Annotated in this window: 14 protein-coding genes; 10 read left to right on the top strand and 4 right to left on the bottom strand. The window is 70.3% G+C overall.

From position 1 onward, the window contains the following. Positions 1-3 precede the first annotated feature (3 nt). The 10 genes from AB8619_RS15735 (at position 4) to AB8619_RS15690 (ending at position 10,598) form a co-directional block, all read left to right on the top strand. Positions 4-882 (top strand): N-acetylmuramoyl-L-alanine amidase family protein, encoded by an 879-nt coding sequence (locus AB8619_RS15735; RefSeq protein ID WP_436793581.1) that lies wholly within the window; start codon positions 4-6, stop codon positions 880-882. 17 nt (positions 883-899) lie between these two features. Next, on the top strand, positions 900-1,931 hold the full coding sequence (locus AB8619_RS15730; RefSeq protein ID WP_436793580.1) for an N-acetylmuramoyl-L-alanine amidase family protein: 1,032 nt from the start codon (positions 900-902) through the stop codon (positions 1,929-1,931). Between the two features lie 25 nt (positions 1,932-1,956). Further along, positions 1,957-2,685, top strand: a complete 729-nt coding sequence (locus AB8619_RS15725; RefSeq protein WP_436793579.1) for a hypothetical protein — start codon at positions 1,957-1,959, stop codon at positions 2,683-2,685. A 46-nt stretch (positions 2,686-2,731) separates the two neighbouring features. Then, the gene (gene purN, locus AB8619_RS15720; protein ID WP_436793578.1) at positions 2,732-3,373 is read left to right on the top strand and encodes a phosphoribosylglycinamide formyltransferase; all 642 of its coding nucleotides are present in this window, start codon (positions 2,732-2,734) and stop codon (positions 3,371-3,373) included. After that, positions 3,370-4,926 carry a bifunctional phosphoribosylaminoimidazolecarboxamide formyltransferase/IMP cyclohydrolase gene (gene purH, locus AB8619_RS15715; RefSeq protein ID WP_436793577.1) on the top strand — a complete coding sequence of 519 codons (1,557 nt, stop codon included), beginning with the start codon at positions 3,370-3,372 and terminating at the stop codon, positions 4,924-4,926. Before purN ends, purH begins: the two co-directional genes overlap by 4 nt. Positions 4,927-5,005: 79 nt before the next feature. Continuing rightward, on the top strand, positions 5,006-6,241 hold the full coding sequence (locus AB8619_RS15710) for a GNAT family N-acetyltransferase (protein WP_436793576.1): 1,236 nt from the start codon (positions 5,006-5,008) through the stop codon (positions 6,239-6,241). Positions 6,242-6,289: 48 nt separating this feature from the next. Beyond that, positions 6,290-7,156, top strand: a complete 867-nt coding sequence (locus AB8619_RS15705) for a bifunctional 5,10-methylenetetrahydrofolate dehydrogenase/5,10-methenyltetrahydrofolate cyclohydrolase (protein WP_436793575.1) — start codon at positions 6,290-6,292, stop codon at positions 7,154-7,156. Next, positions 7,153-8,013, top strand: a complete 861-nt coding sequence (locus AB8619_RS15700; protein ID WP_436793574.1) for a methylenetetrahydrofolate reductase — start codon at positions 7,153-7,155, stop codon at positions 8,011-8,013. The genes AB8619_RS15705 and AB8619_RS15700 overlap by 4 nt, the downstream gene beginning before the upstream one ends. A 154-nt stretch (positions 8,014-8,167) precedes the next feature. After that, complete coding sequence (locus AB8619_RS15695) at positions 8,168-9,580, top strand: DNA-methyltransferase (protein WP_436793573.1); 1,413 nt, start codon at positions 8,168-8,170, stop codon at positions 9,578-9,580. A gap of 10 nt (positions 9,581-9,590) precedes the next feature. Then, a complete protein-coding gene (locus AB8619_RS15690) occupies positions 9,591-10,598 on the top strand; it encodes a hypothetical protein (protein ID WP_436793572.1) in 1,008 nt (335 codons plus the stop codon). 75 nt (positions 10,599-10,673) lie between these two features. On the opposite strand, the gene AB8619_RS15685 is transcribed toward AB8619_RS15690, so the two are convergent. The 4 genes from AB8619_RS15685 to AB8619_RS15670 form a co-directional block, all read right to left on the bottom strand. Beyond that, positions 10,674-11,840, bottom strand: a complete 1,167-nt coding sequence (locus AB8619_RS15685) for a hypothetical protein (RefSeq protein ID WP_436793571.1) — start codon at positions 11,838-11,840, stop codon at positions 10,674-10,676. A gap of 168 nt (positions 11,841-12,008) precedes the next feature. Then, positions 12,009-14,237 carry an NADP-dependent isocitrate dehydrogenase gene (locus AB8619_RS15680; protein WP_436793570.1) on the bottom strand — a complete coding sequence of 743 codons (2,229 nt, stop codon included), beginning with the start codon at positions 14,235-14,237 and terminating at the stop codon, positions 12,009-12,011. 54 nt (positions 14,238-14,291) lie between these two features. After that, complete coding sequence (locus AB8619_RS15675; protein WP_436793569.1) at positions 14,292-15,149, bottom strand: SMP-30/gluconolactonase/LRE family protein; 858 nt, start codon at positions 15,147-15,149, stop codon at positions 14,292-14,294. Beyond that, positions 15,146-15,502 carry a hypothetical protein gene (locus AB8619_RS15670; RefSeq protein ID WP_436793568.1) on the bottom strand — a complete coding sequence of 119 codons (357 nt, stop codon included), beginning with the start codon at positions 15,500-15,502 and terminating at the stop codon, positions 15,146-15,148. Before AB8619_RS15670 ends, AB8619_RS15675 begins: the two co-directional genes overlap by 4 nt. Positions 15,503-15,539: the final 37 nt, after the last annotated feature.

The raw sequence follows: 15,539 nt of genomic DNA, 5'->3' as shown, positions 1-15,539 counted from the left end.
CCGGTGGCGACCTCGACCACGGCAGAGTCCACCGGTCCCGACGTCTTCGGGCCGGTCCCGGAGGTCGACGGAACACCGGCCGTGGTGACCGGCAACGGCTTCGTTCTCCCCGTCGTCGGCGGGTCGGACGGTGCCTGGCTGGTCCAGACACCGTGCGCCAACGAAGTCGAGGTCGACGGGCAACCGATCGCCGGCGCCCACGTCGTGCTCGATCCGGGGCACGGCGGGAGCGAGACCGGAGCCATCGGGCCCGGAGGTGTCCGTGAGGAGGACGTCAACCTCGACGTCGCGCTGCGGGCCAAGCGCCTGCTCGAACAGCGTGGCGCGGTGGTGGTCCTCACCCGCTCGACCGACGTGCGGGTCACGATCGACACCCGGGCCTCGCTGGCGGTCGCCCTCCAACCGTCGGTGTTCGTCTCGATCCACCACAACTCGGGTGCGTCGCGGAAGTCGACCACCCCGGGCACCGAGACCTACCACCACCTCGCGTCGGACGACTCGAAGCGTTTGGCGGGTCTCGTCTACGAGGAGTTGCTGGCGAAGTTGTCGCCCTACGGGACCGACTGGGTCGTCGGCGGCGACTCGGGAGCGCATGCCCGGCGTTCGATGAACGACGGCGACGACTTCTACGGGATCCTGCGCCGATCGCAAGGAGTGCCGGCGGTGCTCAGCGAGTCGGCGTACCTGTCCAACCCGGCCGAGGAGGCCTTGTTGGACACCGAGGGATTCCGCGAGAGCGAAGCAACGGCGATCGCGACTGCGATCATCCGCTTCGTGAGCACCGACGACCCCGGGTCGGGCTTCATCCCTGCGCTCGAGTCGTCGTCGGACCCCGGCGGCGGCGGAGGCTCCGGCGGGTGCCAGGACCCACCGTTGGGATGAGCGCCATGCTGGGGGGAGTGAGGGAACGCTGGATCTTCTGGTACGCCGTGGTCCTGTGCGCAGTCGGCGTGCTGGCCGCGCTGTCGGTGGACACCGACTCGTCCGCCGACGCTGCCGCACGTCGTCCGCCGATCGGCGATCCGGACCGGGGTGACGACGACGCTGGCGACGTGGCTCCGCCGGCGACGACGACCACGACCGTCCCGTCGGTCTTCCCACCGCTTCCCGACCGAACCGACGTGCCTGCCGTCGAGACCGCAACCGGTCTGGTGCTCCCGGTGGTCGGCGGCTCCCCGGGTGCGTGGGAGGTCCTGACCCCCTGCGCGGTCACAGCGGTGGTCGACGGCGTGCCGGTGCGTGGCGCGCATGTGGTGCTCGACCCCGGCCACGGCGGTTCGGAGCCCGGGGCGGTGGGGCCGTCCGGGCAGACCGAGCGCGACGTCAACCTCGACATCGCCAACCGGACGGCCAGTCGCCTCCGCGCACTCGGCGCCACCGTGGTCATGACCCGCCCCGGGGACCAGCGCGTCACGCTGCAGACCCGAGCGGCGATCGCACTGGCGTTGCAGCCGATCGCGTTCGTGTCGATCCACCACAACGCGGCCCCGCTCGGATCGGGGCCGAACCCCGGGAGCGAGCTCTATCACCAACTCGATGCCCCGGAGTCGAAGCGCCTGGCCGGGCTGTTGTGGGAGGAGCTCCAAGCGGCCTTCACGCCTTTCGGGAACGACTGGGCCGTGGGGGACGACCCCGGCGCCCGCGCCCGCCAGTCCCTGCGGACCGGCGACGACTTCTACGGGGTCCTCCGGCGGACCGAGACGGTCCCGGCGGTGCTGACCGAGGCGGCGTTCCTGTCGGATCCCGAGGAGGATGCGCTCCTGGCCACCGATGCGTTCCGCGACGCCGAGGCCGATGCGATCGCTCGGGCCGTGGTCCGGCTCGTCTCCACCGACGACCCGGGAGCGGGCTACGTCGCGACCAAGGTGTCGGACTCGCCGGCGGGGTCCGGTGGAGGTACTGCCGGGTGTGAGGACCCACCACTTTCCTGACCCGTGCTGTCACCATGGGGGAGTCATGGAACATCCGCACGACGATCCGCCGTGGTCCATCCCGATCCGTGAGGCCGGGCCCGAGATCCCCCGACGCGAAGCGACGTGGATCGACCGACTGCCGGTCGTGCCGATGGCGGTGTCCGCTGTCGCGTTGTTCGTGGTCGTGGTGGCCGCCGTCCTGGTCCTCGACGAATCGCCCGCCGTGTCGGGCCCCGAGGTGCTCGGGAGCGAGCAGACGATGACCACCGTGACCACGACGACCGTGGCGGAGGACACCTCGCTGCTCCCGGTCGCACCAGGGGTGACCGCTGCGAGCACGTCGTCGACGACGCCGGCAACGGTCGTCGAGCAGCCGTCCCCGGCCCCCACGGTGGTCGCACCGCCGGCCCCGGAGCCCGACGACCTCCCCATCCGGACGCCCGACGACCTGGCCGAGGGGTGGGTCGCACAGGTGTCGTCGGTGCCCTCGTCGGCTGGCGGGGTTGCGCTCGCCCGATCGTTCGAGACCGTTCGATCCACCGTCCCCGACGCGGTCATCGTGCGCGGCAGCGAGTGGGCATCGCTCCGCGACGGGTTCTGGGTGATCCTCCGACCGGGATACGACAACGCCGCCGACGCGCTGGCCGCCTGCGACGGCTGGGGCCTGGAGGGACGGGACAACTGCTTCGCCCGCCACCTCGCCGAGAGCGACGCCACCGAGCGTGTCTGCTGGCGCGACGAGTCCGGGTCGGCAGCCGGCGACTGCGGGTAGTCGCCCGGTTTCCGGGCTGATGGGGGACTGCTAGCTTCCGACCCCGATGCAGGAGCCCGAACCGTCCGAGACAGGACCTTCGCGTGTCGGCGTCCTCGCCTCCGGCAGCGGCACATTGCTCGACGCGATCCTCAGCGACGGGATCCCGGTCGACGTGGTGATGGTCGACCGGCCGTGCCGGGCCACCGAGGTCGCGGAACGCCACGGCGTGGCCCACGTCGTCCACGAGCGGACGTCGTTCGGAGCGTCGTTCGATCGCGAGGGCTACACGGCCGAGGCCGCCGCGATCCTCCAGGACGCAGGCGTCGATCTCGTCGTGATGGCGGGCTACGGCACCGTCTTCGGGCAGGCGATCCACGACGCCTATCCCTTCCGGATCCTCAACACCCACCCGGCGTTGCTCCCGGCGTTCAAGGGTTGGCACGCCGTCGAGGCCGCCCTCGAGTACGGCGTCAAGGTCACCGGTTGCACGATCCACGTGGCGACGTTGGAGATGGACGCCGGACCGATCCTCGCCCAGGAGGCCGTCCCGATCCTCGACGGCGACACCGCCGAGACGCTGCAGGAACGCATCAAGGTCGTCGAACGACGCCTCTACCCCGACACCATCCGCGCCGTGCTCGCCCATCCCGAGCTGCTCGACCCCGTCCGACCGCTCGACCGCCAAGTTGCTGAGGAGACCCGATGAGGGCATTCCTGTCCGTGTACGACAAGACCGGTGTGGTCGATCTCGCGAAGGGGCTCGCCGACGCCGGCTGGAGCCTGGTGTCGAGCGGCGGGACGGCCGCCACCATCCGTGATGCCGGCATCGCGGTGGAGGACACCGAGTCGGTCACCGGCTACCCCGCCATCCTCGGACACCGGGTCGCCACCCTCCACCCGAAGATCCACGGCGGGATCCTGGCCGACCCGACCGACCCCGAGCACCAGGTCGACCTCGAGAAGTACGAGATCGAGCCCTTTGCCCTCGTGGTGTCGAACCTGTACCCCTTCGGTGACGCGGAGGCTGCGGGCGATGCCGGCGGCCGAAAGCTCGACGCCGGGATCGACCTGATCGACATCGGCGGACCGGCCATGGTACGGGCTGCGGCCAAGAACCACGCCCACGTGGGCATCGTCGTCGACCCTGTCGACTACGAACCCGTGCTCGCCGAGATCGTCGCCGACGGTGCCATCGGCGCTGCCACCCGCCGCCGGTTGGCCCGCAAGGCCTTCGCGCACACCGCCGGCTACGACGCCGCCGTGGTGTCGTGGTTCGACGAGACCGATCCGGAAGCCACCGAGCTCCCGCCCACGATCCACCTCGCGCTCGAGCGCGACGAGCAGGTCCTGCGCTACGGCGAGAACCCGCACCAGGAGGGTGCCCGCTATCGCCAGCGGGGCGTCACCAGCGTGTGGGACCAGATCGATCAGCACTCGGGTCTGGCGCTCAGCTACCTCAACATCTTCGACTCCGACGCGGCCTGGAACCTGGCCCACGACCTCGCTGCGCAGTCGGGCAAGCCCGCCGTCGCCATCATCAAGCACGCCAACCCGTGCGGCGCCGCGGTGGGTGACACCCTCGCCGAGGCCTACCGCAACGCGTTCGCCTGCGATCCCCGCTCGGCCTTCGGTGGCATCGTCGCCACGTCGCAGCCGATCGACACCGCCACCGTCGACGAGATGGTCGAGGCCGCCCAGGCCGACGTGGTCATCGCACCCGGCTACGACGACGGCGTCATCGACGCCCTGATCGCCAAGCGCAAGAACACCCGCCTGCTCACGCTGCCGGCTCCCGGTGCCGGCCCGCGGGCGATTCGCCAACTCAACGACACCTGGCTCGTGCAGAGCCCGCACCACTTCGCCTCGGCGCCCGCCGACTGGCAGGTGGTCACGAAGCGTCAGCCGACCGAGGCCGAGTTGGCCGACGCCGCGTTCGCGTGGCGGGTCTGTGGATGGGTGAAGTCGAACTCGATCGTGCTCGCCAAGGACGGGACGGCCTGGGGCATCGGGGCGGGTCAGCAGAACCGTGTCGAGGCCGGTCAGATCGCCGCCGAGAAGGCCGCAGGACGGGCCGAGGGTGGCGCCTGTGCCTCCGATGCCTTCTACCCCTTCCCCGACGGCATCGAGGCCGCTGCGGCCGCTGGCGTGGCGGTCATCATCCAGCCGGGCGGCTCGGTCCGCGACGACGCCTGCATCGCCACCGCCGACGAGCTCGGCGTCGCCATGGTCTTCACCGGAGAACGCCACTTCCTTCATTGAGGCGTTCTTGTAGACCGATCACGACACCGGTGTCGGTAATCGTCTACGAGAACAGGCTGGGGTTGGGCAGACTCGGGTGATGCCCGTGGGCCGTCCCTATGAACGTGACCGCGATCTCGACGCGGTCACCCGCATCTGGCGCGAGGTCGGGTGGATCGACCCGGACGAAGCCGACGAGGCCCGCGGGTTGCGCGACTTCCTCGACGTCGAGACGACCCTGGTCGCCGACATCGCCGGCGAGGCGGAATGTGCGGTCACCCGCAGCTCGGGCGTCATCCGACACCTGGCCGACGACGTCCCGCTGTGCGTGATCGCCGCCGTCACCACGAGCCACGTCGGTCGGCGACAGGGTCTGGCGTCGGCGTTGATGGCCGAGTCGCTGGCAGCGGGTGCGGCCGACGGCGCCGCGGTCGCCGCGCTGGGTATGTTCGACCAGGGCTTCTACGACCGGTTCGGGTTCGGCACCGGCGTCTACGAGCACCGGATGGTCTTCGACCCGACGACCATGACGGTGCCCGTTCCGTCGCAACCGCCGGTGCGGCTCACCGCCGACGACGCGGACGAGATGCATGCGCTGTTGGTGCGCCGGCACCGTGGTCACGGTTCGGTGGTCCTCGATCAGCCCCTGACCGTGGCGTCCGAGTTCCGCTGGACCGACAAGCCGGTCGCACTGGGCTACCGGAACGCCGACGGTCGCCTCACCAGCTACCTGCTCGGCGCCGCCAAGGGCGAGTACGGGCCCTACGAGATCGAGTGGCTGGTCTACGAGACGCCGCAGGACCTGCTCGCACTGCTCGGCCTCATCCGCGGCCTCGGCGACCAGGTGAACCTCGTGACCGTCTTCGCCGAGCCGCCCGAGCTCCAACTCCAGGACCTGTTGCGGACCCCGATGCGACAGCGCCGAGCCGTCGGTCTCGCCGGCGGCTCGATCGTCACCCATGACGCCGTGGCCGAGCAGCAGTTCCGCATCCTCGACCTGCGCGCCTGCGTCGAGGCGACGCACCTCGTGGCGCCTCCGGTTTCGCTCGGTCTGCGACTGACCGATCCGTTGGCGTCGCTCGACGGTGCGCCGTGGCCGGGGATCGGGGGCGACTACACCCTGCAGTTGGGCGAGTCGTCCACGCTGGCGGAGGGACTCGACCCGGCGCTCCCGGTCCTCGACGCCTCGGTCAATGCCTTCACGCGCCTCTGGATGGGTGTGCGCCCGGCTTCGGGTCTGGCACTGACCGACACGCTCTCCGGGCCGGCGTCGTTGCTCGACGCGCTCGACACCGCGCTCCGGCTCCCGACGCCCTTCGCCGGCTGGGTCTTCTGAGGCCAACGCAGTCGGGTCCGGAGTGTCCGATCCGCGAGAATGCGGGTCATGAGCGCGCAACTCCTCGCTGGTGGCCCCGTGGCGGAAGCGGTCCTCGACGACGTGCGCACGCGTGTCGAGACACTCGGTCGACAGGGCAAGTCGGTGGGGCTCGGCACGATCCTCGTCGGTGACGACGAGGCGAGCGCCGGCTACGTCCGCAAGAAGCACGAGACCTGCGCTGACCTTGGCATCGTCAGCACCGACGTGCACATCGGCGCCGACGAGGACCCACGGGCGCTGCTCGACGCCGTCGACCGACTCAACGCCGACCCGGCGGTCGACGCCTACATCGTGCAGTACCCGGTCGCCGACGGATTCGACTTCGACGCCGCCATCAACCGCATGGACCCCGCCAAGGACGCCGACGGCCTCCACCCGGAGAACCTCGGGCGCCTGGTGCTCCAGCAGGACGGCCCCGTGCCGTGCACGCCGGCGGGCATCCGGGCGATGTTCGTCCACTACGGGATCGACCTGCAGGGCAAGGACGTGGTCATCGTCGGTCGGGGGCCCACGCTCGGACGCCCGCTGTCGTTGCTCCTCACGCTGAAGGGACCGGGCGCGAACGCCGCGGTCACCGTGGTGCACTCGGCGGTGCCCGACCTGGCGGCACACACCCGCCGGGCCGATGTCGTCATCGCCGCCGTGGGCTCGCCCTCCATCGTCACTCCCGACATGGTCAAGCCCGGGGCCGTGGTCGTCTCCGGCGGACTGTCGTGGGAAGGCCGTCGACTCCTGCCCGACGTCGACGAGGGTGTCGCCGACGTGGCGTCGTGGGTCACGCCCCGCCTCGGTGGCGTGGGACCGACGACCGTGGCCATGTTGCTCCGCAACACCGTTGCCGCTGCCGAAGCGAACCTGGCGGCAGGCGCATGACCCGCATCGTCGAACTCCTCGGCGGCGCTCCGACCGTCTCGTTCGAGTTCTCGCCCCCCAAGGACGACGACGCCGAGAAGCAGCTCATCGGCGTGCTCGACGAGCTCGCTGTCGTGCATCCGTCGTTCACCTCGGTGACCTACGGCGCGCTGGGGTCGACCCGAGAGCGCACCCGCGACGTCGTCATCCAGTTCAACCGCGATCACGAGTTCCCGACCATGGCCCACCTCACGTGCGTGGGGCATTCCAAGGCCGAGATCAACGACCTGCTCGATGCCTATGCCGCCGGCGGCGTCCACAACATCCTGGCGCTCGGGGGCGATCCGCCCCAGGACGGCACCGACCCCGGTGGCGACTTCGCCCACGCAGCAGAGCTGATCCAGGTCGTGCGTGACCATCCGGGCAACTTCTCCGTCGGTGTGGCCGCGCACCCCGAGAAGCACCCGCGTTCGCCGTCGATCGAGACCGACCGGCGGTACCTCGCCGAGAAGCTGGCCATGGCCGATTTCGGGGTCACACAGTTCGTGTGGACGGCGGACCCGTACCTGCGGATGGTCGACGAACTCGCGGCGCTCGGCTGCGACACCCCCGTGATCCCCGGCATCATGCTGTTCATCAACGTCCACTCGATGCGCCGGATGTCCGAGCTCAACGACACCACCATCCCCGACTCGCTGTGGGAGCGTTGTCTGGCCGTCGACGGTGACCCCAAGGCCGTCCGGCTCCTCGGGACCGACGTCTGCACCGACCTCTCGGCCGACCTGCTCGCCGGGGGCGCCCCGGGCCTGCACCTCTACACGATGAACCGCTCGGTGGCGGCCCTCGATCTCGTCCGCCGCCTCGGCCTCGCCCGCTGACCCCCACTGACCCCCGCTGACCCGCCGCTGACTCCGGACCCGACCGCTCCCACCCACCGTTCTGGTGAACGCTCACGTCACCTGGTGGTCGCATCTGTTCACCAGAACCGGTGGATTGGGATTCCTGTCAGAGGGGGCCGCGTAGGATTCGTCCATGGAATCCACCGATCCCCGGAGCGAGAGTCGCGGGACCGCGACGTCGAACTTCGGGGTCGGCAAGCGCGAGAGCCACGATGCGAGCGGCTTCTACGACCGATTCGTGCCGCCGGTCATCTCGACCGACGACGAGGTCCATCCGCCCAAGGCGCTCGATCAGATCTGGCTCGGCGACGCCCGCGACATGGACACCCACGGCGACATCGCCGACGGGTCGGTCGCGCTGGTGGTGACCTCGCCGCCCTACTTCGCCGGGAAGGCGTATGAAGAAGCCCTGGGCGAGGGCGGCATCCCCGCCGACTACCTCGAGTACATCGAGATGCTGCGCAACGTCTTCGCCGAGTGCGTCCGCAAGCTCGAACCCGGCGGTCGGATCGCGGTCAACGTCGCCAACCTCGGCCGCAAGCCCTACCGGTCGCTGTCGTCCGACGTCATCGCCATCCTCGAGGACCTCGGCCTGCTGCTGCGAGGCGAGATCATCTGGCAGAAGGGCAAGGGTGCCGGCGGCTCGTGCGCCTGGGGGAGCTTCCAGCGCCCCGGCAACCCGGTGTTGCGTGATGTCACCGAGCGGGTGATCGTCGCATCGAAGGGCCGTTTCGACCGCGCCGTCGACGCCAGGACCCGCGCCAAGGCCGGCATGCCGAGCCAGGGGTCGATGACGGTCGACGACTTCCTCGACGCGACCCTCGATGTCTGGGAGTTCGCTCCCGAGAGCGCCAAGCGCGTCAACCACCCGGCGCCGTTCCCGGTCGAACTCCCCGCCCGGCTCATCGATCTCTACACCTACGCCGACGACCTGGTGCTCGATCCGTTCATGGGCGCCGGGACCACCGCCGTCGCCGCTGTCCGCTCGGGTCGGCACTACGTCGGCTTCGACACCGATCCCGACTACATCGCCGGCGCCGAGGCCCGCATCGCTGCCGAGATGGCCAACGGCGCAGCGACCCCGGTCGTCGTGCCGCCCACGAAGGTCACGACGCCGCCGGACGCGCCGATCGATGCCTTGGTCTCGGCCGGCCGCAAGGCCACCGACGTCGCTCGCCGCGTCCTGGAGTTGGCCGGGTTCACCGACATCGACGACGCCAAGACCGCCGTGCGCGACCGGGGCGTGGCCTTCGACTTCCGAGCCACCGGTTCCGACGGGTCACGTTGGCTGGTCGCCGTGGCCGGCGCCTTCACGCCGTCGCCGTCGGGGCTCCGTCGTTCCGACGTGCTCTGGCGAACGATCGGTCAGGCGTCGGTCGTGGCCGACACCGACGAGTCGGTCGTGGTCCTCACCACCGAGCTCCCGGTCCGCAACTCCGTCCAGGCCAAGGCCCTGGCTGCGGTGCCCTCGTCGACCATCGCAGCAGCGGTCGAGCTGACCGACCCGGCGTCGGTCGAGATCCTGCGCGACCTGCACGTCCGCTGACCCCCGGCGAATGGCCGACGACAAGACCGCCATCACCGAACTCGCCACCGCCCTGGGTTGCCTGGGGCACGGCACGGTCGACTGGGCCGTCCTCCAGCGTCCGGAGGAGTTGGTGGTCGACGACGCGGCATGGGACCAACTGACCCGTGGTCTGCACGATCCTGCGCTGGCGAAGCTCGCCGCCGATGCGTTCGCCAACGGTGTCGCGTTCGCCGCCCACCCCGAGGCGCTCGACGGCCGTCGACCGCGACGAATCGAGTGGACCGGTGGCCGCCGCCCGCCGGGTGACCAGGTGATCCCCGCCGACCTGCGTATCGACCGGGTCTACCTGGTGTCGTGCAAGTACTCGTCCAAGGTCCTCCACAACGCCGCGCCCTCGCGGGTGTTCGATCGGCTGCTGTCGCACTCGGACGGGCACGAACGCGTCGACTGGTACGACGTCGTCGCACCCGACGAGCATCGTCGCCTCGCGGCCGCGGCGGCGGACGCGGTCGGTTGCCGGTTCCCTGCGGACCCAGCGTGCGCCGACCGGGACGACCGCCGTCGCCTCCGAGACGCGCTCCGCGCGGTCGGACGCCGCTGGCCCGACGGCGTCGACGAGCCCTACCGCGATCTGTGTCGTGCCGTGAGCGTTCGTTCCGCCGACCGGTGGCGAGCGGCGGCACGGACCCGTCCGGTGCAGGAGCAGTTGCTGTGGCGCCTCCTCCGGCTCGCTGCGGCGCCGTACTTCGTCGTCGGGGTCAATCGTGACGACCGCATGCGCCTGCGGATCGACACGCCGTGGGACTGGCGGCAGGATCACGAGCTGCGGTCGTTCGACATCGAGGCCGACAACGTCGGCCAGCCGCAGGTCCGTTGGTGCGCCCACGTCCGGAACCGGGCATCGGACACGGAGCAGGCCGTCGAGGGCCACGTCGAGGTCCGGTGGAGCCACGGCCGCTTCGGTGCGCCGCCGGAGGCGAAGGTCTACCTCGACACGCCCCACAGCGAGGTGCCGGGCTACACGCCGCTGCGCTGAGCCACGAGGCGAGCCCGGACGCGAAGAGGGCCGGGGCGATTCGCCCCGGCCCTCCTCGTACTCAGTTCACGTCGTTCAGACGATGCTGCGGCGCCGCATCAGATGCAGGGCGCCGACGCCGGCCAGCCCGACCAGCATTGCGCCGGCCAGCGGCACGTCGCCACCGGTGCGGGGGAGCGGTGCGTCGGTGCGGGGCTGAGCGGTCTCGGCCTCGCTGTCGTCGCTCGGGTCGAACGAAGCGGGGTTCTTCGGGTCACCGTCGGTGTGGCAGCCCGGGTCGTCCATGTCGCTGACCTGGTCGTCGTCGTTGTCCACGCCATCCACGCACTCGGGGATGGGGCCGGACTCGTCGTCGTCCTCGGGGTCGTAGCTGTCCGGGTTGTACGGGTTGCCGTCGGTGTGACAGTTGGGGTCTTCGGCGTCGGTGAAACCGTCGTCGTCGTTGTCGGCACCGTCGCTGCACTGCGGGGTGGCGGCGTCCGGGCCGCAGGTGACGTCGCTGAGCTCGGCGTGACCGAGGACGACCGAGATCGGCGTGTCGGCGACGTCGAGGACGTTGACCCGGAGGGCGTCGACGGCGATGCCGTTCTCGCTCTCGGTGACGACGTTGCGCTCGACCGAGACGATCTGGTTGAGCGTGGTCGTCTCGAGAAGGTCGGTGACCGCGTCGAGGATGTCGCTGAGCGGGCTGTCGAGCGGGAGGTCCGTACCAGCGATGTCGAGGTTCACGATCTCGGAGTTGGCCGAGTAGGTGACGACGTCGCCGGTGCACACGGCAACCGCTTCAGCGCGGACGGCGTCGGCGCTGACGAGGCTGACGCCCACGTCGATGACGTCGACGAGCACGTCGGCGCCCTCGATCTCACCGAAGGCGACGGCGTTGTACGGGCCGTCGACACCCTGCGAGTTCACGAGGAGGTTGGAGGCGAGGTCGCTCTCCTTGTGGACGGCGGCGGTGGCCGTGGCGGTGCCGCTGAGGGCGAGGGGAGCGGCGGGAACCTCGACGAGAGTCTCGGTGGCGTCGGCGTCTTCGTCGCCCAAGGAGGCTGACTGCGCCGGCGTCGGGGGGATCACGGGAGCGACTTCGAGCCCGTAGGCCGAGGCGTCGCCGCCCTGGGACGTGTCGGCGCCGGCAGTGGCCGGGAGCACGACGAGCGTGGCTGCGAGGACGGCGAGTGCCGCCAGTGCTCGCAATCGGATGGATCCCGGGTGTCCGGGGTTCAACGTCGATGAACGTCGCATGAGAATCCGCCTTGGTGACGATGAGGGCTGTGATGAACGGGCGCGTCCACACGGACGTGCCAGTCACGCAATGTAGCCTCACAACCACCGATTGTCATTATTTTCTGGTTTGTACTCGTTTTTCCGATTGCGACGTCGGTCGTCGCTTCCGGAGCCCGCTGGGGCCGGTCAGCCGACGGTGCCGAGCGCCGCTGCGAGGGTGGCGCTCGGGCGCATCGCAGCATCGGCGAGCGCGGGGTCGGGGTAGTAGTACCCGCCGATGTCCATCGGCTGGCCCTGCACCTCGATCAACTCGGCCACGATGGCCTCTTCGCCGTCGACCAACGCCTGGGCCAGTGGCGCCATCGACGCCGCCAGCGCGGCGTCGTCGCTCTGGGCTGCGCACGCCTCGGCCCAGTAGCGGGCGAGGTAGTAGTGGCTGCCACGGTTGTCGAGTTCGTTGACCTTCCGCGACGGCGAGCGGCCTTCGTCGAGGAAGCGCTCGGTGGCGGCGTCGAGGGTGTCGGCCAGGACCTGGGCCCGCTTGTTGCCGGTCACGGTGGCGAGGTGCTCGAGCGAGACGGCGAGGGCCAGGAACTCACCCAGTGAGTCCCACCGGAGATGGTTCTCCTTCTCGAACTGCTGGACGTGCTTCGGGGCCGATCCGCCGGCGCCGGTCTCGAACAGCCCGCCGCCCTTCATGAGCGGGACGATCGACAGCATCTTGGCGCTGGTCCCGAGCTCGAGGATCGGGAAGAGGTCGGTCAGGTAGTCGCGCAGGACGTTGCCGGTCACCGAGATCGTGTTCTCGCCTGCCTTGGCGCGGCCGAGCGTGTAGCGGGTGGCGGCCGCGACGTCCATGATCTCGATGGTGAGGCCGTCGGTGTCCTGGTTCGGGAGTTCATCGCGGACCTTGGCGATGACCTGCGCGTCGTGGGCGCGGTTCTCGTCGAGCCAGAAGATCGCCGGCCAGCCCGTGGCACGGGCCCGGGTCACGGCGAGCTTCACCCAGTCGCGGACCGGGGCATCCTTGGTCTGGCACATGCGCCAGATGTCGCCGGCCTCGACCGAGTGCTCGAGCAGCGTCGTTCCCGACTGATCGACGACCCGCACGGCGCCGGCGCCGGCGATCTCGAACGTCTTGTCGTGGCTGCCGTACTCCTCGGCCTTCTTCGCCATGAGCCCGACGTTCGGCGTGGTGCCCATCGTGGTGGGGTCGAACGCCCCGTGCTCCTGGCAGAAGCGGATCGTCTCGTCGTAGAGCGGCGCGTAGCTCGAGTCGGGGATCACCGTCTTCGCGTCCTGCTGCTCACCAGCTGCGTTCCACATCTGGCCCGACGTGCGGATCATCGCCGGCATCGACGCGTCGATGATGACGTCGGACGGCACGTGCAGGTTGGTGATGCCCCGGTCCGAGTCGACCATGGCGAGGGCCGGGCCGGTCTCGTAGGCCGCGGTGATCTGTTCCTTGATGGCGGCCTGCTGGTCGTCGGAGAGCGACGCGATGGCGGTCTCGAGGCTGGCCATCCCGTCGTTGGGGCTGATGCCCAACTCGGCGAACAACTCGGCGTTCTGAGCGAAGAGGTCGGAGAAGAAGACCCGGACGGCGTGGCCGAAGATGATGGGGTCCGAGACCTTCATCATCGTGGCCTTGAGGTGGAGTGAGAAGAGCACGCCGGTCTCGCGTGCGTCGGCGACCTGTTCCTCGAGGAACTCGACCAGCGCAGCCCGACGCATCACGGACGCGTCGATGATCTCGCCGGCCTCGAGCGGAGTCGACGCCTTCAGGACCGTCACCGTGCCGTCGGACGCGACGTGCTCGATGCGGACGTCGTCGGCCGCGTCGACGGTCACCGAGGTCTCGGTCGCCTGGAAGTCGCCCTCGCCCATCGTCGCGACGTGGGTCTTCGAATCGGATGACCACGCGCCCATCGAGTGGGGGTACTTGCGGGCGTAGGCCTTCACCGCGGCGGGTGCGCGCCGGTCGGAGTTGCCCTCACGGAGCACCGGGTTGACCGCGCTGCCCTTGACCGAATCGAAGCGGGCGCGGGCGTCGCGCTCGTCGTCGCTCTGGGGGTCTTCGGGGTAGTCGGGGATGGCGTAGCCCGCTGCCTGGAGCTCGGCCACGGCGGCCTTGATCTGGGGGACCGAGGCGCTGATGTTGGGGAGCTTGATGATGTTGGCGTCCGGCGACTGGGTCAGCGCGCCGAGTTCTGCGAGCGCGTCGTCGGTCTGCTGGGCGGGCGGCAGCAGATCGCTGAAGGCGGCGATGATCCGCCCCGCGAGGGAGATGTCGCGGGTCTCGACGGCAACGCCGGCGGCCCCTGCGAACGTCTCGATGATGGGCAGCAACGACCGGGTCGCCAGCGCAGGCGCCTCGTCGGTGAGCGTGTAGATGATCTTTGGTGAGGAAGCCATATCGGCAGCGGAGCGTATCCCAGTGTCTCGACGCCCCGGACCGGGGCGTCGATCTCAGGGGCGGCCCGCTCCGGGGACGTCGACCTCGACCGATTCGATGCGTCCGGCCATCTGTCGTCGGCAGGACTCGGGATCGCTGTCGATGGCGGTGCAGACGAACAACGTCGTTCCGTCGGCTCCTCCGAGCATGCAGGCGAACGGCTGGCGCTCGTCGCTGGTGCGGATCTCGTCCAACACCTCGCCGCCCTCGGCCACGCGCAGGACCTGGTGGCTGATCGGCGATGCCATCCAGATCGCCCCGTCGCGGTCGAGGCAGATCCCGTCGGGCACCGCGCCGCGGACACGTGCCCACTCGCGTCGCCCCGAGAGCGACCCGTCGGGCTCGACGTCGAACGCGGTCAGACCGCCGCCGAACGACTCGCCCACGACCAGCGTCGACCCGTCGGGCGTGATGACGGCTCCGTTGGGGAAGAAGAGGTCGTCGGCGACGACGCGGACCTCGCCATCGACGGTCACCAGCGCGAGCGTGGTCGTGCACTGGTCGGCCTCGGGATCGTGGAGGTCGAAGCCGAAGTTCCCGATGTAGGCGTTGCCGCCACCGTCGACGACCATGTCGTTGCAGTGGCTCGTGGTCACCGCCGACAGGTCGGCGACCTCGCGCAGGTCGCCGTCGACCAGGGCGAGGAGTTGCCGGTCGAGCATCGAGACGATCAGCAACGTCCCGTCGGGCCGCCAGCCCAGCCCGGACGGTTGGCCGTCGACCTCGACGATGATCTCGACGTCGCCGGTCGCGGGTTCGAGCGCCTGGACCGACCGGGCGTGCATGTCCGAGAACCACAGCCGCCCCTCGTGCCAGCGCGGCCCCTCGGCGAAGGCGAGTCCGTCGAGGATGGGGACGAGCGACGAGGTCATCGATCGGAACCTAACCCTCCATCGGATTCCTGGCGGGTGAACCACTCCCGGGCCAGGGTCGCGTCGGTGCCGAGGCGCTCGACCTCGGCAGACGAGATCCAGGTGGTGCCGGCGGCGCCGACGCGCTCGGCCTGCACGACCCACGCACCGTCGCCGATCGACTCCACGGGCTCGATCGTCGTGCCGATCGCGGCCGCGGCTGCCGCACGTCCGGCGTCGTCCCATCCGCCGAAGGGCAGGTCGACGGCGATCTGGGGGAGGGCCCACCCCGCGAGACCGTTGGGGCGTGCGAGGACCCGCGTGCCATCGGGCGAGGGGACAACCAGGCGGAGCGGGCCTCGGCGCGGAGCCATGGGGGGACCATACGGGTCCGTCCGGGCGGACGCGGTG

The organism is Actinospongiicola halichondriae (genome assembly GCF_049103745.1).
In the GTDB taxonomy this organism is placed as follows: Bacteria; Actinomycetota; Acidimicrobiia; order Acidimicrobiales; family Salinilacustritrichaceae; genus Salinilacustrithrix; species Salinilacustrithrix halichondriae.
The sequence above is the reverse complement of the archived record's forward strand: the minus strand, read 5'-3'. Positions and strand labels throughout refer to the sequence as shown.

What these genes read in the sequence shown, in the direction of transcription:
- AB8619_RS15690 (WP_436793572.1), top strand. Translation starts at nt 9,591, where the DNA reads ATGGCCGACGACAAGACCGCCATCACCGAACTCGCCACCGCCCTGGGT.
- AB8619_RS15705 (WP_436793575.1), top strand. Translation starts at nt 6,290, where the DNA reads ATGAGCGCGCAACTCCTCGCTGGTGGCCCCGTGGCGGAAGCGGTCCTC.
- AB8619_RS15680 (WP_436793570.1), bottom strand. Translation starts at nt 14,237, where the DNA reads ATGGCTTCCTCACCAAAGATCATCTACACGCTCACCGACGAGGCGCCT.
- AB8619_RS15725 (WP_436793579.1), top strand. Translation starts at nt 1,957, where the DNA reads ATGGAACATCCGCACGACGATCCGCCGTGGTCCATCCCGATCCGTGAG.
- AB8619_RS15700 (WP_436793574.1), top strand. Translation starts at nt 7,153, where the DNA reads ATGACCCGCATCGTCGAACTCCTCGGCGGCGCTCCGACCGTCTCGTTC.
- AB8619_RS15695 (WP_436793573.1), top strand. Translation starts at nt 8,168, where the DNA reads ATGGAATCCACCGATCCCCGGAGCGAGAGTCGCGGGACCGCGACGTCG.
- AB8619_RS15685 (WP_436793571.1), bottom strand. Translation starts at nt 11,840, where the DNA reads ATGCGACGTTCATCGACGTTGAACCCCGGACACCCGGGATCCATCCGA.
- AB8619_RS15710 (WP_436793576.1), top strand. Translation starts at nt 5,006, where the DNA reads ATGCCCGTGGGCCGTCCCTATGAACGTGACCGCGATCTCGACGCGGTC.
- AB8619_RS15675 (WP_436793569.1), bottom strand. Translation starts at nt 15,149, where the DNA reads ATGACCTCGTCGCTCGTCCCCATCCTCGACGGACTCGCCTTCGCCGAG.
- purH (WP_436793577.1), top strand. Translation starts at nt 3,370, where the DNA reads ATGAGGGCATTCCTGTCCGTGTACGACAAGACCGGTGTGGTCGATCTC.
- purN (WP_436793578.1), top strand. Translation starts at nt 2,732, where the DNA reads ATGCAGGAGCCCGAACCGTCCGAGACAGGACCTTCGCGTGTCGGCGTC.
- AB8619_RS15670 (WP_436793568.1), bottom strand. Translation starts at nt 15,502, where the DNA reads ATGGCTCCGCGCCGAGGCCCGCTCCGCCTGGTTGTCCCCTCGCCCGAT.